The 18,944-nt window shown below is 35.1% G+C and carries 19 protein-coding genes; 1 reads left to right on the forward strand and 18 read right to left on the reverse strand.

What is annotated here, in order from left to right; genetic code table 11:
* Positions 1-43: 43 nt before the first annotated feature.
* From ACVWNY_RS18350 to ACVWNY_RS18370, 5 genes are read right to left on the reverse strand one after another with little or no spacing between them, the layout of a single operon-like run.
* On the reverse strand, positions 44-2,533 hold the full coding sequence (locus ACVWNY_RS18350) for an ATP-binding protein (protein WP_454072395.1): 2,490 nt from the start codon (positions 2,531-2,533) through the stop codon (positions 44-46).
* A 17-nt stretch (positions 2,534-2,550) separates the two neighbouring features.
* On the reverse strand, positions 2,551-2,949 hold the full coding sequence (locus ACVWNY_RS18355; RefSeq protein WP_438721398.1) for a TcpE family conjugal transfer membrane protein: 399 nt from the start codon (positions 2,947-2,949) through the stop codon (positions 2,551-2,553).
* Between the two features lie 15 nt (positions 2,950-2,964).
* Positions 2,965-3,231 carry a TcpD family membrane protein gene (locus ACVWNY_RS18360; RefSeq protein WP_454072396.1) on the reverse strand — a complete coding sequence of 89 codons (267 nt, stop codon included), beginning with the start codon at positions 3,229-3,231 and terminating at the stop codon, positions 2,965-2,967.
* 13 nt (positions 3,232-3,244) lie between these two features.
* The gene (locus ACVWNY_RS18365) at positions 3,245-4,270 is read right to left on the reverse strand and encodes a hypothetical protein (RefSeq protein WP_461211762.1); all 1,026 of its coding nucleotides are present in this window, start codon (positions 4,268-4,270) and stop codon (positions 3,245-3,247) included.
* Positions 4,271-4,308: 38 nt separating this feature from the next.
* Entirely contained in the window at positions 4,309-4,797 is a 489-nt protein-coding gene (locus ACVWNY_RS18370; protein WP_454072398.1) for a hypothetical protein, read from the reverse strand.
* Between the two features lie 233 nt (positions 4,798-5,030).
* Here ACVWNY_RS18370 and ACVWNY_RS18375 point away from each other — a divergent pair, with 233 nt between their 5' ends.
* Positions 5,031-5,231 (forward strand): DUF4177 domain-containing protein, encoded by a 201-nt coding sequence (locus ACVWNY_RS18375; RefSeq protein WP_454072399.1) that lies wholly within the window; start codon positions 5,031-5,033, stop codon positions 5,229-5,231.
* A gap of 70 nt (positions 5,232-5,301) precedes the next feature.
* Here the strand turns inward: ACVWNY_RS18375 and ACVWNY_RS18380 are convergent, their stop codons facing one another.
* The 13 genes from ACVWNY_RS18380 to ACVWNY_RS18440 form a co-directional block, all read right to left on the reverse strand.
* Complete coding sequence (locus tag ACVWNY_RS18380) at positions 5,302-6,225, reverse strand: hypothetical protein (RefSeq protein ID WP_454072400.1); 924 nt, start codon at positions 6,223-6,225, stop codon at positions 5,302-5,304.
* Positions 6,226-6,261: 36 nt separating this feature from the next.
* Positions 6,262-6,468 carry a hypothetical protein gene (locus ACVWNY_RS18385; protein WP_454072401.1) on the reverse strand — a complete coding sequence of 69 codons (207 nt, stop codon included), beginning with the start codon at positions 6,466-6,468 and terminating at the stop codon, positions 6,262-6,264.
* Positions 6,469-6,582: 114 nt separating this feature from the next.
* Positions 6,583-6,876, reverse strand: coding sequence for a hypothetical protein (locus tag ACVWNY_RS18390; protein ID WP_454072402.1), 294 nt, complete (start codon positions 6,874-6,876; stop codon positions 6,583-6,585).
* A gap of 67 nt (positions 6,877-6,943) precedes the next feature.
* Positions 6,944-7,267 carry a hypothetical protein gene (locus ACVWNY_RS18395; protein WP_461211763.1) on the reverse strand — a complete coding sequence of 108 codons (324 nt, stop codon included), beginning with the start codon at positions 7,265-7,267 and terminating at the stop codon, positions 6,944-6,946.
* Between the two features lie 413 nt (positions 7,268-7,680).
* Positions 7,681-8,022 (reverse strand): hypothetical protein, encoded by a 342-nt coding sequence (locus ACVWNY_RS18400; protein WP_454072404.1) that lies wholly within the window; start codon positions 8,020-8,022, stop codon positions 7,681-7,683.
* A gap of 78 nt (positions 8,023-8,100) precedes the next feature.
* Positions 8,101-9,471 carry a M23 family metallopeptidase gene (locus ACVWNY_RS18405; RefSeq protein WP_454072405.1) on the reverse strand — a complete coding sequence of 457 codons (1,371 nt, stop codon included), beginning with the start codon at positions 9,469-9,471 and terminating at the stop codon, positions 8,101-8,103.
* A 29-nt stretch (positions 9,472-9,500) separates the two neighbouring features.
* A complete protein-coding gene (locus ACVWNY_RS18410; protein ID WP_454072406.1) occupies positions 9,501-10,472 on the reverse strand; it encodes a class A sortase in 972 nt (323 codons plus the stop codon).
* Positions 10,473-10,590: 118 nt separating this feature from the next.
* Complete coding sequence (locus ACVWNY_RS18415; protein ID WP_454072407.1) at positions 10,591-13,257, reverse strand: VaFE repeat-containing surface-anchored protein; 2,667 nt, start codon at positions 13,255-13,257, stop codon at positions 10,591-10,593.
* 77 nt (positions 13,258-13,334) lie between these two features.
* Complete coding sequence (locus ACVWNY_RS18420; RefSeq protein ID WP_454072408.1) at positions 13,335-14,117, reverse strand: hypothetical protein; 783 nt, start codon at positions 14,115-14,117, stop codon at positions 13,335-13,337.
* Between the two features lie 125 nt (positions 14,118-14,242).
* Complete coding sequence (locus ACVWNY_RS18425; protein WP_454072409.1) at positions 14,243-15,403, reverse strand: peptidoglycan amidohydrolase family protein; 1,161 nt, start codon at positions 15,401-15,403, stop codon at positions 14,243-14,245.
* Positions 15,404-15,414: 11 nt separating this feature from the next.
* Complete coding sequence (locus ACVWNY_RS18430; protein WP_454072410.1) at positions 15,415-15,552, reverse strand: hypothetical protein; 138 nt, start codon at positions 15,550-15,552, stop codon at positions 15,415-15,417.
* Between the two features lie 601 nt (positions 15,553-16,153).
* The gene (locus ACVWNY_RS18435; RefSeq protein WP_454072411.1) at positions 16,154-16,555 is read right to left on the reverse strand and encodes a type IV conjugative transfer system protein TraE; all 402 of its coding nucleotides are present in this window, start codon (positions 16,553-16,555) and stop codon (positions 16,154-16,156) included.
* Between the two features lie 805 nt (positions 16,556-17,360).
* Positions 17,361-18,500: a replication initiator protein A gene (locus ACVWNY_RS18440; RefSeq protein WP_454072412.1), complete on the reverse strand. Its 1,140-nt coding sequence runs from the start codon at positions 18,498-18,500 to the stop codon at positions 17,361-17,363.
* Between the last annotated feature and the right edge of the window lie 444 nt (positions 18,501-18,944).

The following is an 18,944-nucleotide window of genomic DNA, read 5'->3' on the forward strand; positions in this document are numbered from 1 at the left end:
TTAAATTCAATTTTTTTCTGGATACTCGCCCTCTCCTTTCCAATTAAGACGCAAAGCTTCTTTCCATTTCTGCCGAATGACTCTGTTCAACGGTCTTAAAGGCTTTCGTCCATTCATCAAAAGGACAATCAATACTTAACTGACCTACCGAGCCATACATATCTTTGTAGAAACATTGTCCTTTTTGCATAGCCCCCATTAATTCTCTGTTGTATTCAGTATCTTCTAATCCCACAAATTCAAGGACTTTTTCTCGTTCTTGTGGTTCATCAAAACAATACATCATACCAAAGTTACTAATGGCTTGATTAACGTCACCAACGCTTGGCGTAACCAAGAACAATTGATTACTATAAGAACGTCCGACATTTAACAATTCTTTTACAAGTCGATTTCCCCCATGAGACTTGGTAATCGTCCATGCTTCATCAAAGAAAATCGTGGTTTTCTCATTCTTATCTGCCATACCAAAGGTTTGACAAAACTTCGCTAACGGAATCATTAAGCTTAAACACATTTTGTCTTGATCCGTCATATCTTCTCTGGCTAACTCTTGGTCAGGCAACTGTAATCCTTCAATTTGTAGCACCGTAACCTTGTTTGATACATCTAGCCCTTTTGTTTTTCCATTAGAAAAAGCCAACTCTAAGATTGAACCGTCTACTCTGCGACGCATAAATTCTCCAAACTCTGAAAAATCTTCATCTTCAGAAGCTTCCAAACGCTCCAATAACATTTTTAAGCCTACTTTTTTACCATCTGAGCGTTCCAACATAAGATCATCTAAAATGCGCATGATTTCATTTTCAATCCGTATTTCCGAAATAGTAAATACTTGTTTTAACATAGATAAAATAGTATCTTTTGCCTTCGATCCCTCTAAGAAAGTCAAAGGGTCTAAGACCCCTTGGTTTTCTGACTTGTCAGCGTCTAACGTCACATAATGAATATTCTCCATAAGTTTGACAAACATTGGATAGTTGTTTCTAATTTCTTCGTCTTGTAAGACTTCTTGGTACCATTTTTTGACCTCCGTTTTAGGGTCAATCATTAAGACTTTTCCCTGTAAAAAAGACAGATAGTTGAAGATAATTTTCATCAAGAAAGATTTACCTTTCCCTGTTTGCCCTGAAATCAAGGTATGAGGGCTATCAGTAAGTGATCCTGCAATTCCTTCATTGGCAAGAAAAAAATGATTCAACACAATAAAACGGCTTCCTTGAATGGCACTCATTAAATCAGGATAAATACCATTGGTAATTCGACCAATATACTGACCGATCGACGTACCTAACCGTTGAGAAATGCCAAATTGTAACTCGGCGATGGCCACTGGTAAGGTACTTTGAATCCAGTTTTCCGTCATGGTATTAAAATCTGCCCCTTGTAAATACAAGTAAAACAAATCCAATTGATCGGCGATTGGTTGCGTGCCAATAATGTGGTACTCCTGTTCTAAACTAAGCTTCACTTCTTTGGCTCGTTCAGCGCAAATGTCTTTTGTATCCCCTGTAACCACATAACAAGCCACCCAATTGAAAAATGGCGTGTTTTTGTTGCTTAGTTCATTTCTCAGCTGGTTCAAATCGCTTTTCCCTGTGATTAGTTCTTCGTCTTGTTCGTCACGTTCAGAAAGCTCTCCGTCTGTTTCTGAGAACCGCTTTCCTGTCATGGAAACTTTTCGCTGTACGTCACTTTTACGATAGACTTTTAGTTTCATTTGGACTTCTACTGGAAAAGGGAAATCCTGTGCCGTTCTAAAGATATCCATGTTGGCAATATCTTTTTTCGTTTTTTCAATGGGAATAAAGGAACAATAACTTTCCCCATATTCCCCCTCAATACGGATATATCTAGGTTGTCTAGCAGTGTCTAATAAGGTGTCTGAAATGTTTTCTTTCGTCTTATTACTTTCTGTTAGGTAGTCATGAGGAAGCCCTCTAATGAAGTTATACCGGCAAATATACCGTAGCTCTTTTTCTTCTAAGGGATTAATAGCTATACCATAAAATAAGTCTCTTACGTCACTTTCCTTTTCCTCGAAGGCGTCTTTCTCTTCACTGGTCATCATGCCGATTCCTAGTGCCTTCATGACCCGTCTGTTAATCTGACGAATAATGGTTGCGATCCCTTTTAATCCGCTATCCTTTGTGTGAAAAATTGGATTCTTGATTTTTACCCCTAAATAAAAACGGCTTTGCGTGATTGTTCCTAACTCATCACGTAAAACCGTTATTGCTCGTTGATTATAATAGTGTCCCACATCTAACATATCAGGATCATAATCCTGTTCTAAAACATCAAAACGTTCTTGTAAATTCATTTCCACCGGCAACATAGATAAATGTAAATCTTTGTATTTTGCCAATCGCACCAGTAACATTTCAAAACTGCGCTTATACTGATTGAGTTTATCTTCGTTACCTGCATGAATGTTTTTTGGAGAAAAGCTATAATACGCCCAGCACTCACCATCTTTCGTAAACAAAAGATTTTCATGTATGCTGTCAATGGGGTTTTTATACTTGACCAAAGGCTCACCTCCTGTGATTAGATTTTCGCTTTAGAAAAGCGAATGTTTGGCTCAAGATTGGTGATAATTTGATTATCTGTTAAAACCCGATTCCCTACTTTGATTTTAGTGAAATACTTGATATAGTTCTTCAAAAATAAAATCAAATTTTTATTGTCAAAAATCGTGTATTCATCTGCGAACCAACCAGACAAATAGTAGATACCTACGCCATAATAGATAAAGGAAATGGTCATATTATGAATCAATGGGAAAACGTAGTTTAAGACAAAGCGATTTAGTACCCATAGAATCAATAGTGCAGGTACGGCTAATAAAGCTCGTTTCAACTCAATTGAAAAGGGTAAGATAAAATCGGCAATACTATTAATGATAATCGGTTTTTTGAAAATAGTACGGTAGTTTAATGGTGGCATGTTCTCACCTGCTTTCTACTGTCCGAATAATTCTGCAACGCCTCGTAAAACACCTAAGAAGCTATCTGGACTATTTAAAAACCATGCACAAAAGGCCCCTAGAATTAAAACCCCCGCAATTCTTCCAATAGATTGTCTGGCAAATCCGGTAATTAAAAAAATGACCATAGCAGCAATTAGGACATTTCCCCCTAACTGCAATATCCAATTCTTAAATGCTCCTCCTGTTGGTGCGCTAGCTAAAACGTAATTCATTTTTTGTAACCCAGTTAATAATTTCATTCACTACTTCCTCCTAGTTTTTAATATCGTGGGCCAATTTCTCTACAACAAATTGGTCGTTATCATCTTGTTCTATGATTAGGTGATAAGCATTGTTGTAGTCTTGTGATAGTTGCTTGTCTGTGACAGTCACTATCACATAGCAATCTATTCTCCCCCCTTTCATTGGATAAGCAGCCATTTCTTGAATATTTTTAAAGGTCATGACGCCTCCCAATACTTCGGGATTTTTCATCATGTATTTCACCACTTCTTTATCGCTGGTTTCAACGTACTTAGGAAAGAAGGTGTCCTTTAACCAATTGTTGACGGCAGTTTTTTCTTTCGTGTCGATCTGTTCCTCATTGGATTCTGGTAGATTAGTGGCTTTCGCAATTTTATTGTTGGTCATAACAGCTGGCACCTGTTTATAAGGGATAGACTGAACAAGATATTTTCCTTTCTTCTCCTTTACGTTGTAACAAAATAATTCTTGTCCTTTTTCCTCGTCGATTTGATAATCAATGAGATATTTCACTTGATAAAAACCGTCTTGTTTTTTCTTTTCCCACAATTGAATAGACAATACTTTCTTGTTGCTTTTTGCAGGATCATTCATTGGAATGGTGGTATCTACTGGAAAATATTTCTTTAAAGCATCTTGATAGGCTTGTTGGTCGTCTTTCGTGTTATAAAATTTCATGATAAAAGACCGATTAAACACGTCAAAATTCCCGCTATTTTCCGTATTCTTATTGACTGTTTCAATGATTTCATTTTGTTTTTGGACTTGTTGCTGGAGGTTTTTTAGCTGATTAGAGACCTCCACCTCTTTTAATAAGAAGGTGATACAACCCACCACCAACAACCCAATAAAGCCCCACACAATGACTGAGACTATTTTTTCTTTATAGAAACTGGCGATCTTCCCTTTTTTTTTTGGCTTTGCTTGTTTCTTTTCCTTCTTTTCTTTCTTTTTTTTCGGTGGCTCCTGTTCTTCCACTTTCTCTTGAAAGTCTTGAATAGACACCTTTTTCCTTGATGAAAAGTCCTTTGCCATTACATTCTCCCTTCTTTTTGAGTAAAAAAAATACAAGCTTAATCGCTTGTGTCTTCTTCATTGCTCGTAATTTTTAGTATATTCGATGAATCTTTAGGCGTGTTTTCCAATTCCAATTTCTTATTTAGATTCTTCTGTTCTTCTTTTATCACTAAAAGTTGTTCATAAATACCTGACTTGTCAAATTTTGTAAATGTTTCGGTTTTTAACAGAAATACACTGCCCGAAGCAAACGTAACTGCCAAAAAAATTATAGCTGTTACTATCCATTTTGTACCAGTAATGATTCCTATTAAAGAGACAATAAGTGTTGCCAATAAGAGTCCTAGAAAACAATAAAAACCTTCTTTATTCATATGATACCGATAATAAAATGATCGAACATATTCCTTTTTATCTAGTGAATCTAATAGGAGCTGTTCGGTGTTATTCAATTTTTCTAGTTCTTTTTGATATTGGTTAATCTTCTCTTGGGACTTTTTCTCCAAAACTTCTTCTTGAAGCTTTTGGAATCTTGAATCATTCATAGTATGTCACTTCCTTTTTAGGATCAATACAGATAATTTCTGAATGATTTTTTTCAATAGATAATAATGAATATACAAGATAATTCATCTCCACACCTCTTTTCACAATTCCGTAATCTCCGTCGTTTACCGACTTTATCTAATTGGTTAGTTGTTCCTAATATCATTTTTCACCTATTTTTTTTTTACTTTGTATTGTATAATCAACAAATAAAAAAGGAAGTAGGGATTAAATGTACACTTATAAATCTGAAATATTGTACACAAAAACTAAAATGGCTACGGACAAAGCAGAAGCAAGCGACTTAATTGAACTAGACAATCTTATCAATGAGCGCGCTAAGGAAGGTTGGGAATTAGTAACGTATTCATATATGTCAACTTCTTTCCAAATTAAAGGTGCTACATTGATTACTTTCAAAAAATTGAATTAATTTCTATAACTCATTATTTTCATAATGAGTTTTTTTGTTCTGCAAAATGTTTCGATTGCTGAATGATAGACTATTCTATATCATGAATTTTTCTATCAATAGCAATTTCGTGCATAGAATGAATTTCATAATTTTTAGCTTTCAGTTGTTTCTTTTCTTCTATACGTGCCAAGCTCTGCTTGACCTTATTTTCCGCTCGTTTCTCCATATCCTTTAAATTAATTATTCGATTTCCACTCTTTAATAAATTTTGGAATAACGTTTTATAGATTGCTACTTTTTCCATAAAATCAGGATCATTTGCTCGGTATAAATCGATAGCGCTTTTCTGTAATAAAATGTTGAAAGTTCCTGACAAAGCTATCAAATCGTTCTCAGTTAGGACATATCCACTAAACAGCTGCTTGAAACTATTTTCTGCATGAAACGGACACTCAGTAATGTTCAACATAAACCAATCCAGATTACTTCCAATATCGAAATAATAATCTAAAGAGTCGTCGATCTTTATTGATAGTTTTCCAAGGTCTTTTAGAAATACATTACACGTATTGAATAGCTCGTTCATTAAAGGAAATTGTTTCTTTGGATACAATTTTTTCAAAATAACTCGTCTATGCTTGAATGTTTGTAAGACCCAATAATTTAAATCTTTAGGTTGCAAATTTATTAAATTGACACTTGATCTACTGAGCCCACAAATAATTTTATCTAAATTATCTAATCTCACTTCTGCTTGCTTAATGAGATCAAATTCATTATTTCTTTCGTATTCAATTAATACATATTCGTATAGTCTTCTGTAATCCTTGACCCTTTTTCTAAAGAAATTATCATTGATAAAATAAAAAATTGTTGATTCGCTGAATGTATCACCAATCAATAATTCAATTTTCGAATCAAATTTTGTGATAGGAATATTTCTGATGCTTAAACCTAATCTTATTTTGGGAATCACTGGTTTTACAAAATAATGTTCTGTTGAATAAGCCATGAGTACCTCCTTTCAGGTGTCAGCTATTTCCGTCGTTTATGGAATCCTCGTAATTTTATAATCAAGTAATTGAAATATTTCTTCGAGCTCTTTATCCCAACCTTTAGGCAATATGAAAGAAAAATCCTTTCCATCTAGAATTTCTTTCATAGATTCTTTGATTTTTCCTTTTTCAAATTCGTCATTACTTCGTTTATATAATTGATACTGAGTTCTTAAATATGGTAATGGAGTATGATTCATTTCCGACTCTCTCCCTATTCTCATTTGATATTTCGTTTATAATCTATTGAATATGTCTACCATTTGCGAGATTAGTTCTGAAATGAAGTATTTCGATTATTAACTAATCAAGTCTTAATTAGTAAATTTAGGTACGCCTTGTTCAGAATAAAAATCTTCAGATACACAATAATCTTCACATACAGCTTCAACATGAAGTGTAGCCTCATCAATATTTCTGAATTTCATTTCTTTCAGTTCAATTGCATGGTTTTCTATAAAGACACATTCACCTGAAGCATAGCTAATCAATTCTCCTAATGTGACTGTTTCACCATTAAAATCTATTGTACAGATCATAATTTCAATGATATTTATATTTTCCTTGATACTCGTTCTTAATTTGTATCTTATATCAGGGAATTTCATTCAAAGCGAAGCTCCTCTCCAATTGTAGGTAATTTGTTTCGATCACTGACCTTAATCAGCAATTTTCCTATTTCAAATCAACCATGTTACCAATTCCAGTTTTGGGTGTATTCTCAATTAACATATTATCTAATAATGTGCCTATTTCTTGTTTAGAAAATTTTTTAAATACTTCCGACTTCCAATATTCTATTTTCTTTTGTCGCTCGTATTGGCCCATTGCAGAATAATTCTGTATATCTTCTCTCGTAATTTCGTGGATTGACTCTGCTTCCTGTGTTTCATAATTCAAGGATATATATGTTTTAATCGTAAAAAAGGACCAGATTACCATAGATGTTAAAAATATGACTTTAAGTAAAGTAATACTTTTATCAAAGTCGTTTTTCATAGTTATCACCTCTGTTATCAAGTATTTTTAAAAATTAAAAAAAATGAAATTGTTGATAGGACAAGGTTACTGCTATTTTTCCTTTATTCTTCAATTTTATGTCTTTGTAAATTAACGCGTTGGCTCTATACTTTAGCCAACCTAATAAAACTTATTTTCATTTTTGTGAATAATCACAACTCCTCCTTGAGCAGCCAGTCTTCCCCCTGGCTGTTTTTTGGATTCTACAAAATATTCTTTCACGTAAATTGCAGTAAAACACGAATAATATTGATTTCAGGAGATCTCTTTTTTTCAGTAAAAACCGAATGATTTTTGGCTTCAGGAATTTTTACCGTTCGTTTTTTCCTTAGTTTTTAAATGTTTCAAATATTGTTTTGCTATCTTTCTATGAAATGAATGAATAACTAGAATTACCTTTTCTTAATACCGCCGCTTCTTCCAATATTGCTATGTATCGGATTACTAGGGTCAGCAAAAAAAGTAAAATACCCTTTTTGATTCACTGAATTTGCACCAATTAAATCTTGATAATGGTCTCGCCCATTTACAACCGGCACTGTTACTACTTTTTGATTCGTTAATACTAAATGAATCTGCTCGATATCAAGTATTGATTCTTCATCTACTAGATCATTTAGAACTAATTCCTTATACTTTCGTAAATTAATTTGAATTTGTTTTAGAAAATTGTCTTCAAAAATGATTTTGGTTGTATAATCATCAACCATTAAACCTACTGCTTTATTTTTCATTTATTATTCCTTTCACAAAAAAAAGCTACCTAACAAAATCATTGCTAGATAGCTTTTCTACTATTATTATTTTATTTTTTAAAAAATGACACTGGCAGGATCAATCAACATAGACTGAGACAAACTTGCATCTTTACAAATTTCTAAATGCAAATGTGCGCCTGTACTATCTCCTGTTGAGCCTACGTAGCCAATGATTTGACCTTGCTCAACGTGATCCCCTGCTTTTACTGAATATTGTTGTTGGTGGGCGTATAAAGTGGTCATACCGTCGTCATGTTGAATAACCACATAATTGCCCCAGCTGTAGTGATACTCAGCTTTAAAGACTGTCCCTGCTTTACTAGCATGGATCGGTTCTCCTTGACTGGCTGCTAAATCTAGCCCACGGTGAAATTCACTTCCTCTTGGTCCGAAAGGACTTGAAATCGAATAGTTATTCACTGGTACAGCGTAGCCAGTAGCACTCACTGGCGCCCCTTGTACTTCTTTGTCATACTCAGTCAATTCATAGGTTTCAATTAAGCCGTTTAATTTTTGGTTGTAGCTAGTGTCTGTGGCATATTTTCCTGTTAAAAATGCCGTTGCGTCTTGATAAGTTGGCGCATTGCTTTTCCAAGCGCCAGAATAAAACTCGCTATTGCCTGAAATGCCTTCTTTTAACAATGTGGCATAGTCACTGAAGCTATCTTCATAATCTTCATAGACTCTAAAGCCTGCTTGTGTACTGTAAAGATTGCCATTCCCAAAATCTTCTTGTGTAGCCATAGAAACACTTTTACCATTGTGTGTCCCTTTAATGCCGAACAAATTATAGTTTGGCGCTTGGGCTAACGTGCTTTGACCTGAAGCAGATTCTAAAATTGCTTGAGAGATCATGACTGAGGCATACAAATCTTTTTCTTGCCCTATTTTTCTTGCAGACTCGCCTATTTTGCGAATAAAACTATCTACTGACTCGTCTTTTTCAAAGTGAATACTGCCGTTATCAGTGACCGTTACTGAAGGCACCAATTGTCGCACATCTGTTGTACTTTGCTGACTAATGGCAGCACTTGTTGTCGGTGCTGCTGACGGTTGGTTTGTAGTAGGTTCTTCCTGTTTTGGTTCTTCACTACTTGCCGTTGTCGTACTGCTATCTGTGGTTCCATCTGTCGGCGCTTCATTAGACGTTGAGGTACTTGTTCCACTATCAGTCGTTCCTGTGGTTGACTGACTACTTGAAGTGGTACTGCTGGTACTAGTACTACTTGTTGCCGTACTGTTAGGAGTTGTTGCGGTGGTACTGGTACTACTGGTAGCTTCTTCCGATTCCTGTTCTTCGGATTTTTCTACCTGTTCCGTTTTATCTTTTGAGTGATCTTCTTCTGCAAAAACACTCAAAGGTGTTGCTATAAAGGTTTGAGCTGAGATCAGTAATGCTGATAAAATCTTGCTGAATTTTTTCAAAAATCTATCTTCCCTTCTTGTTCAATTAGCTAGCTGTTTATTCGTTTTAACATCTGTTGGCTAAAAACTAAAAGGAAAATAAATATCCCTGCATAGCCCACCATTAGTTGAATAAACCAATCATTCATCAGTTGAAAGCACACAATACAAAACCGCTGAAGTCCATTGTATCGTGATTCCTTGCTCTCTTTGAACTGATTCTTTTTATTATTACTGTTTTTTAAATTGCTGTTTGGTTGTTGATTATCAGTCGTTTCAGTTGTAGTTTTTGTTCCTGTATCAACTTTTTTGTACAATCCCAATGCTTCTTTTACTTCGAGCGTAGCTTCTTCAGCTGGATAAGAATTGCCGTAATCTCCTTGCACTACTGCTCGATTAGGCGTATTCATACCACCTTCGCAACGTATGAAGGTAATCTTTGCTTTTTCTTCTTCTTTTGGTAGGTCTAAAACTTCACCATTGGCTTGATTGACAACCTCGTTTTTTGTTGTGAAATACTCATAAACATTAGTAAAGTCGGTGGCGTATATGACACTTGATAATTGTGTGTTAGAAATCCGTCCTAAAGCGCCTCCGCCTTCTACAAGGTTATGGGCCAACAAAACGTAGTTGCCTTTGCCTAAAGCTTGGTCCGGATAATAAGTCCCAACGCCCACCATTAGATTTTGATTACTCATTCCTGCTAGAACCTTGGTTCTAATATTGGCACTAGGAATGTATATGGCACCAATTCCCCACTGATTGACAATCTTTTCATAGTTCAGTTGTGCCTTAGCATACTCACTAGGTGACACTGGTTTAATTGAATCCGGGTCAAAATTGGCTTGATCGTTTAATTCTTCTGTTGCTTTTTTTGTTTCCTTTTTTGGTTGTATTTGGTGCGTCATGCTTATGTCGTTATCCGTTGTTTTCAACAAAGAGTAACCGTAAAAACAAAGACCTGCAAAGACTAGACCCACGATAAACCATAAAATAGGTAATATTCTTAAAAATTTTTTCACGTATTCCTCCCAATTGAAAACTAGAATGAGACACAAGAAAAAAGACACATGATAGACACTAGGCGCCTTTACAGGCACCTAGAGAGAAAGTTTGGTTCTTTGTTTATAGCCTTCCCGCTTATTCTTTTACTTCTTTTTTGCGGTTAAGATATAATACAGTTGCAATTGCTCCAACAATTGCAAGCATTACGACAGCAGCTAAAACTTTTTGCATATCGCTTAATGATCCCCATGTTTGAGGGATAGATTTAGTTGGTGTTGTTGGTTTAACAGGCGTTTCAGGGACATTGACGTTTAATTGTTGTTTCACTTCGTCAAGGTTCTTTTCGCTTGTTAGTTCTGTACCTTTAGAAGAAAGTGCTTCATAAGCAGTTATTACTTTACCTGCTGCTTGTGTTAGATTCAAGTCTTTAAATGGCACATCTACATTACCGTTTACTAATTCAACTTCTTCTAATTTAGAAAATTCAGTAGCAGTGTCATTTTCTTCTTTAGTTGCTGTATCGTCGTTTTCTGTTGCGTCTTTGTCAGTTGAATCAGCAGTTGTTGCTTCAAGCGTTTTAGCTTCAACTTTTGAACCAGAATTAACAGTTTCGTTGTCTGCTTTTTCTGTGTCTTTTTCAGCGTCTACTTTGTCGTTAGATTCTTTAGTTGCTTTGTAGTAGTCTTTTGCAAGAACCTTAGAAGTCACAACACCATCTTTACCAGCCACAATGTCTAAAGTTCCTGTTACTTCTTTACCTAAAGGATCGGTAAATGGTTTTTCAGTTTCATTATCCATGATTGATAAATCAATTTGATAAGGCTGACCAGAAATTAAGTTTTCATAATACACACGGTCATAACCGCTTACTTTTTCTAATGGGTCAGGGTTTTTAACTGCATTATTATTGTTGTCAAAGGCGAAAAATTCAGTGTGGATTTTTGGCTCTACAAATTGAATAGATTCTGCTTCATTGTTTAAATCACTATGAGAAGCTACTTTTTCCCATTCTTTAATTGATGGGTTGTAGTATTCTAATTCATTTGTAAATACACCTTTTTTACCATTCATGCCTTCAGCATTAAAATCGTAATAAACATTATGAACAAATTTTGCTTGTTTAGCAGTAAATTCTTCTGTCTTCTTCAATGATTCTTCGCCTAACTGTTTACCAGTTCCAAATTCAACATAATCAGTTGTTAAGCGTAATTGTGCATTTTCAGGCAACTGTTGACCATCAATCATGACTTCATCACGTAGTTTTTGGTCTTTTAACGGATTAACAAATTGCGCACCATCAACATTACTTGCTTGTGAGTCTAAAGCAACTTTCACTGTTGGGTTTTTCACCACAAGTTCGTTTCCACCGTCTTTAATTACAATTGTTCCTTTAGAAGTTGCAGGGTCAATGTAATGTCCTGCGATTGTTGCGATTTCTTCGTAATCAATTTTTGTGCCTTCTTCATAAACAGGTGTTTCAAAATTACCGTTTGCGTCAGTTGTGTAAACTTTTGTTGCTTGTTTTGTACCATCTGGCAAAGTAGGCGTAATGTTGAATTTTGCGCCAGCAATTGCTTTGCCGTTTTCATCAGTTTTCTTTAAAGTAAGTTTTCCTTCTTTGACGATATTCACTTTAACTGTTGAAACAGTAAAGTTAGGGTCTGCTTTACCGGGTGTTGCAACTGTTTGTGCATTAGGAGCTGACCAAATTAATGCAGTTTCTGATCTAGTATTTCTTTTAATGTAACTAATTGTTCCATTTTTATTTGTAGATTCAGTTGCTTTGATTGTTAAATCATTTCCATTTTGTTTTAACTCTACTCCTGTATTGTTTGAAACTAAATCCATATCCTTAAGACTGTTATTAGTATCATTTAAAGTTACTGATTCACCAACTTTTAGGTTAACGGTTTGACCATTAAAAGAAGCAGGTTTATACCATTGTTGCATTTTAGCTTCAACTTCTGCTTGGTATGCTTTGAATCCTTCTAAGTTTCCAATTCCGCCAACTTCTGTCACGTCCCAGCCTAAGCGAGACCATACCAATAGTTGAGTGTATCCTGACGCTACATCATCAGAAGCATCTTGTGCGCCAAAATTTAATACATCATTGATATTTTTGTATGTTTCATTTGAAATATCCATTTCTTTAGAGGTATAGTCCAGACCGTTTCCAAATAAAACGTTGGGGTCAATACAGTACGCATATTTTGAACCAACGTAGTGGTGATTCATAATTGGATAGCGTGAAGTTGTTCCGTGACCAGTCAACACATAATTCATATTAAACGAATTAGAACTAGCAATAGCACGAGTCATAGCTTTCATTTTGAAAGGAATATTTACTTCTTCGCCATTGTCATTTTTCATAGTGACAGACGCACCAGCTGGCTGATATTCACCGAAAATAGCCAATCCTAGTTGTTCAATTTCTTCATTACTTAAACCAGCTGTATTGTATTTCGCTGCTCCTTCGCGCTCTGCCAATTGTTGAATTTGATCTGACGTAAGAGCTTGATTAGCAACACGTTCTACTGGTTGGCTTTCTACAGTTTTTTCTTCTGTAGTTACTTTCTCCTCAACACTATTATTAGTTTGAGATTTAGATTCCTCCGTATTTTTTTTATTTTTGTTCTCCTCTTTTGAAGAACTGTCAACGCTTGAATCCTTTATGGTTTCAGTCGTTGATTGAGTAGTTACTTCTGCTAAAGAAGCAACTGGTGCTACAAAGGTACTTGCCCCAACTGACAATAACATTGCAATAGTCGCCAGTTTGGTTCTTAAAATTCTACCTTTTTTCATTGTGTTTCCTCCATTTCTTATATTTTTATATATAAAAAAGCACCTAGAGTTTTCTCTAAGTGCTTTAAAATATCTGATTATTTAATTTCTTGCCCTGTTGCCGAATCATATAAATAAAATTTAACTGTGTACCAATATTCGCCGTTAGTCATTTTTACAGGTTCAATAATATATGCCCAGCCTTTTGTTGACATAGGATCTTCATGTAAGATAAACCAACCCACATAAAAATCACTATTTGGATCATTCCACATTACTTCTGCTTTATCTCCTGCAGTATCCATATCTTTTTCTAAAATACCGCTATTGCCGATTGGGTCAACTGGTGTCGGTGTTACTGGTTTTTCAGGTTCTACTGGTTTTTCATCAGTCCCACTATAAAAAGCGACACCTTCATACTTCCAACCTTTGCGAACTAAGTAGTCGCATTCTTGCCCATTTGTTGTAAAATGGTGGGTCCCTGTTCTTGCATTAGGATTGTACATACGGAATACTTCTGTTTTTCCGCCTGAATACCATGCTACCCCTTCATAGCGCCAACCTTTGATTTTCAAGTTGTCTCGTTCACTAGCACTTAATGTGTAGTGGTGATCTGCTGTGTTGGGATTTAACATACGATAAACTGGTTCACCGGAACTTGGTACCGCCCATGCTGTCCCTTCGTCTCTCCAACCAAATTGCGAAATATACGGAATTTCAATCGTATTTGTCGTAAATAGATGTTCCCCTGACGTCGGGTTGTATGCACGGTACAATGTTGTTGCCTCTGTTTCTTGTGCGTTGGTACTGGCAAATACTCCCACTGCCAATACTGCGCCTATACCTAAAACAACGTTTCCTAATACTGTTCTTGCTTTCATTTTTTTCTCCTTCTAGCTGAATCCCCAATTTTTGCTTAATTGTTGGAAGATTTGCTGATATAGTTGTTAACAGTTTGAAGCGTTCTAATTATTAAATTATAACAAAATTTCATTTTAAAATGAAATTATTTCAAGCGATACCACTTTGTCGGTGTAGGGCCTGTCCGCCCTTCAATCTGTGTTTCACTTATGCCATTATCAGCTCCATTACAATGAACAATTGTAGTGTTACTGGAAGCAATGCCTGTATGACCTGCTGCACCGTTTGAATTGCCTTGATCACCTGAAATAAAAATGTCTCCCTTACGAACTTCACTTCTTGAAATTTCAGTAAGGACGCTGCCATTTAACCATGATAAGGTACTGGTATTTCCTAGTGTTGTTCCTTGTGGTAAATAGCCTGCTTCAATTAATGCTGAATACACGGCACTTGAGCAGTCATATTGCTTTGGACCATTTCTTTGAGGAATCAACATGCTATAAGTAATACCTATATCTTGACGTACATAAAACCAATCTACTAATTTATCTACTTTGTTTCTTGATCCTACGCTAAACCATGCAATACTTTCACTCCTCCAACCAGAATCCATCAGCCATTTTCGCTCTGACGTATTAGTCGTATAGTAGTGAGATCCAATTCCTTTTGCATTTGGATTAACTAACCGATAAACGGCTGCCCCATCATAAGGCGCATACCATGAAGTACCTTCATCTTTCCAACCTGCTTTTACTAAACCATTTTTTTCTGTAGTTGAAGTGGTGTAATGGTGTTCTCCTGTATTGGGATTGTACACACGATAAACGGCATTTCCAGAGGAGGAGCCATACATGGTGACTCCTTCATCTCTCCAACCTGCCTTAACTAATCCGTCTTTTTCAGCTTTGCTTTGGGTAAAGAAATGTTCCCCACTGTTTGGATTGTAAGCTTGATAGATTGGTAATTGATCTACCGCTCTCGATTGATAGGCTTTAGCTTCTTGTTCTTGTTGGAACTGTTCGCTAGGTTGAATAATGTTTCCGCCGTTTGCATTTGCGATTTCGTCTTCGCTAGGCTGTGGATTTTCACCTTCTGTGATTGGTATGTCAGACACACTATCTGTGGTGTCCTCAACTACGGTTACTGCTGAATCCTGTGTTTGTGTGGGGCTAATTTCGTCCGCCTGTGTGACACTTCCTAGACCTAACAGACCGACAAATACGGTTGCTGCTACAAGCCAACGCTTCCCTGATTTATACAATTTGTATCGCTTTTTTACTTCACCTAAACTAAACTTTTTTCTCATTCCTGTTCCTCCTAATGGTTAAATGGATACCCTGCTCTATGTTCAAAAGTTGCTAGTAACAGCTTTGCTTGTCTCTCTGTTCCATGAGTCAATGATTCAAAACGAACGCCACCATCAACTCCTAAAACTTGTACTACCCAATCCCTCATTGGCTATTTCACCCCTTTACAAGAAATCTTTTGTTGCTAAATAAAACGTGTTTTCTCTTTTTTCGTTTGTTGAAAACTGTAAATCATACATAAATAATTTCACCTAGTTTTTGGCGTCCGTAACTAGTACCCTAAGGAACAACGGTAAATGCTCGATTGTTTTCACAATGTCATGGCAAGTGCTCCAATGTATCTGCGACACACGACATGAACCCTCTTTCCTGTTTCTAGGATTCTATGCGTTTCCTCATTACTGGAAACCCGATCAAATAATTTCATTGATTGTGCGTAAGCCTTTGCCCCCTTAGTAGTCGCGTTGTTTAGGCAAGGCGCTATAAATTGCTTTGAGAATCGTTTTCCTTGGTGTTTACCACTTACTTTTATTGCAAGTGTTCATTGTCGAAAAGTCCTGGATAGTTGCGTTTGCTAAAGGAACCGAAATCCCTTTCCAAAGACGAATACTGCCTGAAATCAATACTGATTATTTTATGCTGTACGTCGTCTAAGCCTACTCCTATTCAATTCTTTACTCTCCAAGTGCCACAATTTCGCCACAAATTTTTCAAGCAAACGAAAAAAGAGAAAATAATTTTTTGATTCTTTATTTTGTTCTAATGTACTTAGTAAACCCTTTACCAGTAATTAACAATGGCTTACCTAGTCCATTTCTTCTAGCAATCAATACCCCATTGCTATCGTAAACATGTTTGATATTTGGATATAATTCCCTTAAAGAGACGGTTTTAACCACTTCTTCATGTTTTTTTCCCTTTATGAAATGACTTTGCACCTTATCACCATTTCTGCCATTCACTGTGTAACGAGCACATTTTATATTCTTATAAGGCTCTTTCGCATTTTTGTTAGCATAATAGCTTTTTTCAAAAACGATTAATCTACTAGCAAAACGGCTAATATCAGCAATCCCAATTTGTTTTCGCATACCAACACCCTTTTTCCTTTCATTAGAAATTTTAAAAATGAACATTATGATTGCTTTCATATCAAGCTTAATCCGCACTATATCGAACATACGTTCTTTTTGTCAAGCGATTTCCTCGACTGTCAAGTGAGAAGTCTTATCAATCATTGCGAGTTTATAAAAATTTTTGACAGATAAAACTTCTATCTCGAAAATATAATCGCTTGTGCTAGACATGAATTTCATTGTTAGACCACAAAAAGAGGCTGACACATTATCGTGTCAGCCTCCTAACTTTGTCACATCTTATTCTGCTTATCTAAAAAATCATAAATTTTGCCTTTGAAACTTTCTGATTTCTTACAAGAACCCCTAAAGAAATATCTAAAAAAAGTATTCTAAAGCCTGTAAATATGATATTATTTAGACTGTTGCAGAGCAATCTGTAACAAAGCGGAGCGTAACCCGATATCGTCGTATCGGCACTTGCTACTTCTATGATCCATTCAGGGATTCCCGTCCTTGTTTGGTAGAGGTAGTAAGGGCTCTGCTATTTGTGATAAACAAGTTACGTCCACCACAAGCGATTATATTTGCAATACAAAAACTATTTTAGTTTTCGTATTTCAGTCGTTTACTTGCCACAAGAATACCACACAAAATTTTTTTTGCAAACAATAAATTTAATTTTCACCGAGGAAACCGATTTAAAATATCGTTTTTCTCTTTTTTTTTGTGTAAAACAGACTATTCTCACCAACAAACAAATTAACAACAATCTAACAATCACTTTCTATCATTATTTTATCATAATACTAATACTTATACAACAATAATAAAAAACAAAAAACATTAGAAAAAACGTTATTCACCACATGATTTTTAATTATTTTTTAATCTGCAGCCAGCTGTCCATACTTACGTCTGGCAAGGATTCTTGGTTTTGATCTTGTTGAATAAGAGCTATTGGTTTTTCAATAAACCAATTACGTACATAAACAAAAATGAGGTTTTGGATATCCTTGACTTTTTCTGTTTTATTTTTCTGATAAGCCTTCAGCAAAGTTTGATATAATCCTTCTTCTGCATTAATCCCTTGTTGTTCTAATTCCTCAAAAACAATTGTTGTTCCAGTTTGTTCTTGTGCTTTGTATTTGGCATTATGAATCGTCTTTACTGTCTGACTTGCAATTTCAACGTTTGGCGAGAAAGTTGCAATGAGTTGTAAAACTTTGTCAGGAATAAACGTTGGTACTTGTGACATATGGCAGGAAGCCACAAAATTATCTAGAAAAATTTGATTTTGTAATTTGTCTTTCTCAGTGTCTATTAAGTGTCTATTAGTGTCTAGATTTTTATTAATATAATACTCTTGTGCGATTTTCGCATTCCCGGTATTATCAAGGGTTTCAGCTGTTTTATTTCGACGTGCGATTTTCGCATTCCCGGTATTATCAAGGGTTTCAGCTCCTACATTTCGGTGTGCGGTTTTCGCATCTCGGAATAAAGTTGATTCTTCAATGTTTTTGACAGAATCAAGGTGCCTTTCTAATTCTACTGATTTTTCAAATTGAGATTGAATAAAAATATCATCTGCCGTAACTTCAGGTTTTAGTAAATAATATTTATTTTTTTCATTTTTCTTTTTCTTGGGATTGAATTCTCCCTTATCAATTAATATCAAATCAAATTTTTCTAGCTGCTCTATGATTGATTTAACTTTGCCTTGATAACAATTAAGTTTACTCATAAGGTCTGCTTGAGTGAATTCGAAATAAAGAATTCCATCAGAATCAACCCAATTTTCGTGTATTGATCGTCGGAATTCATTTTTAAAAAGCATATAAGTAATTTTCGCACTATCACTCATTTTTGAATATTTCTCGTTTTGAATTAAGAAACTAGGAAATTTATAATACTTTTCGATATATGACTCTGTGGCCTTATAACCGTTGTTTTTTATTATTTTCTGTTGTTGAATTTTTTTTTGATCCAAAATTTTCATCGTATTAGATTTATCAGACAATTCAATCCCCCCCTTTTGGCAAAATGATATTATGAATCTTTGATTAGTTGATACTCTGGTTATGATCTCATAATGAAAATACACAAGTATCTCAAATAATACAAGTATAAAAAAAAGAAAAAATAATTATGAACTACCATAAAACGAGATTACGTACTACCTTTAATATCAATTGTGAACTACCATAAATAAGGAGTTACTTAAATTATAAACTACCATAAAAAGAATAAAGGTAGTTTGTAATATGCTTTCTTTAAGCATTACGAACTACCTTTATTTCTCATTATGAACTACCATAATATATCTTTATTTCAAATTGGGAACTACCTTAATTATTTTTCAAAAAAGTCTCTCTTAATAAATTTAAAACCATTTATATAACAGTATTATCATAGTTATCAAACTTAATGACTTTGTTATGACGAGACACTGGCTATAAACTAC

Source organism: Enterococcus sp. JNUCC 77 (assembly GCF_054819945.1).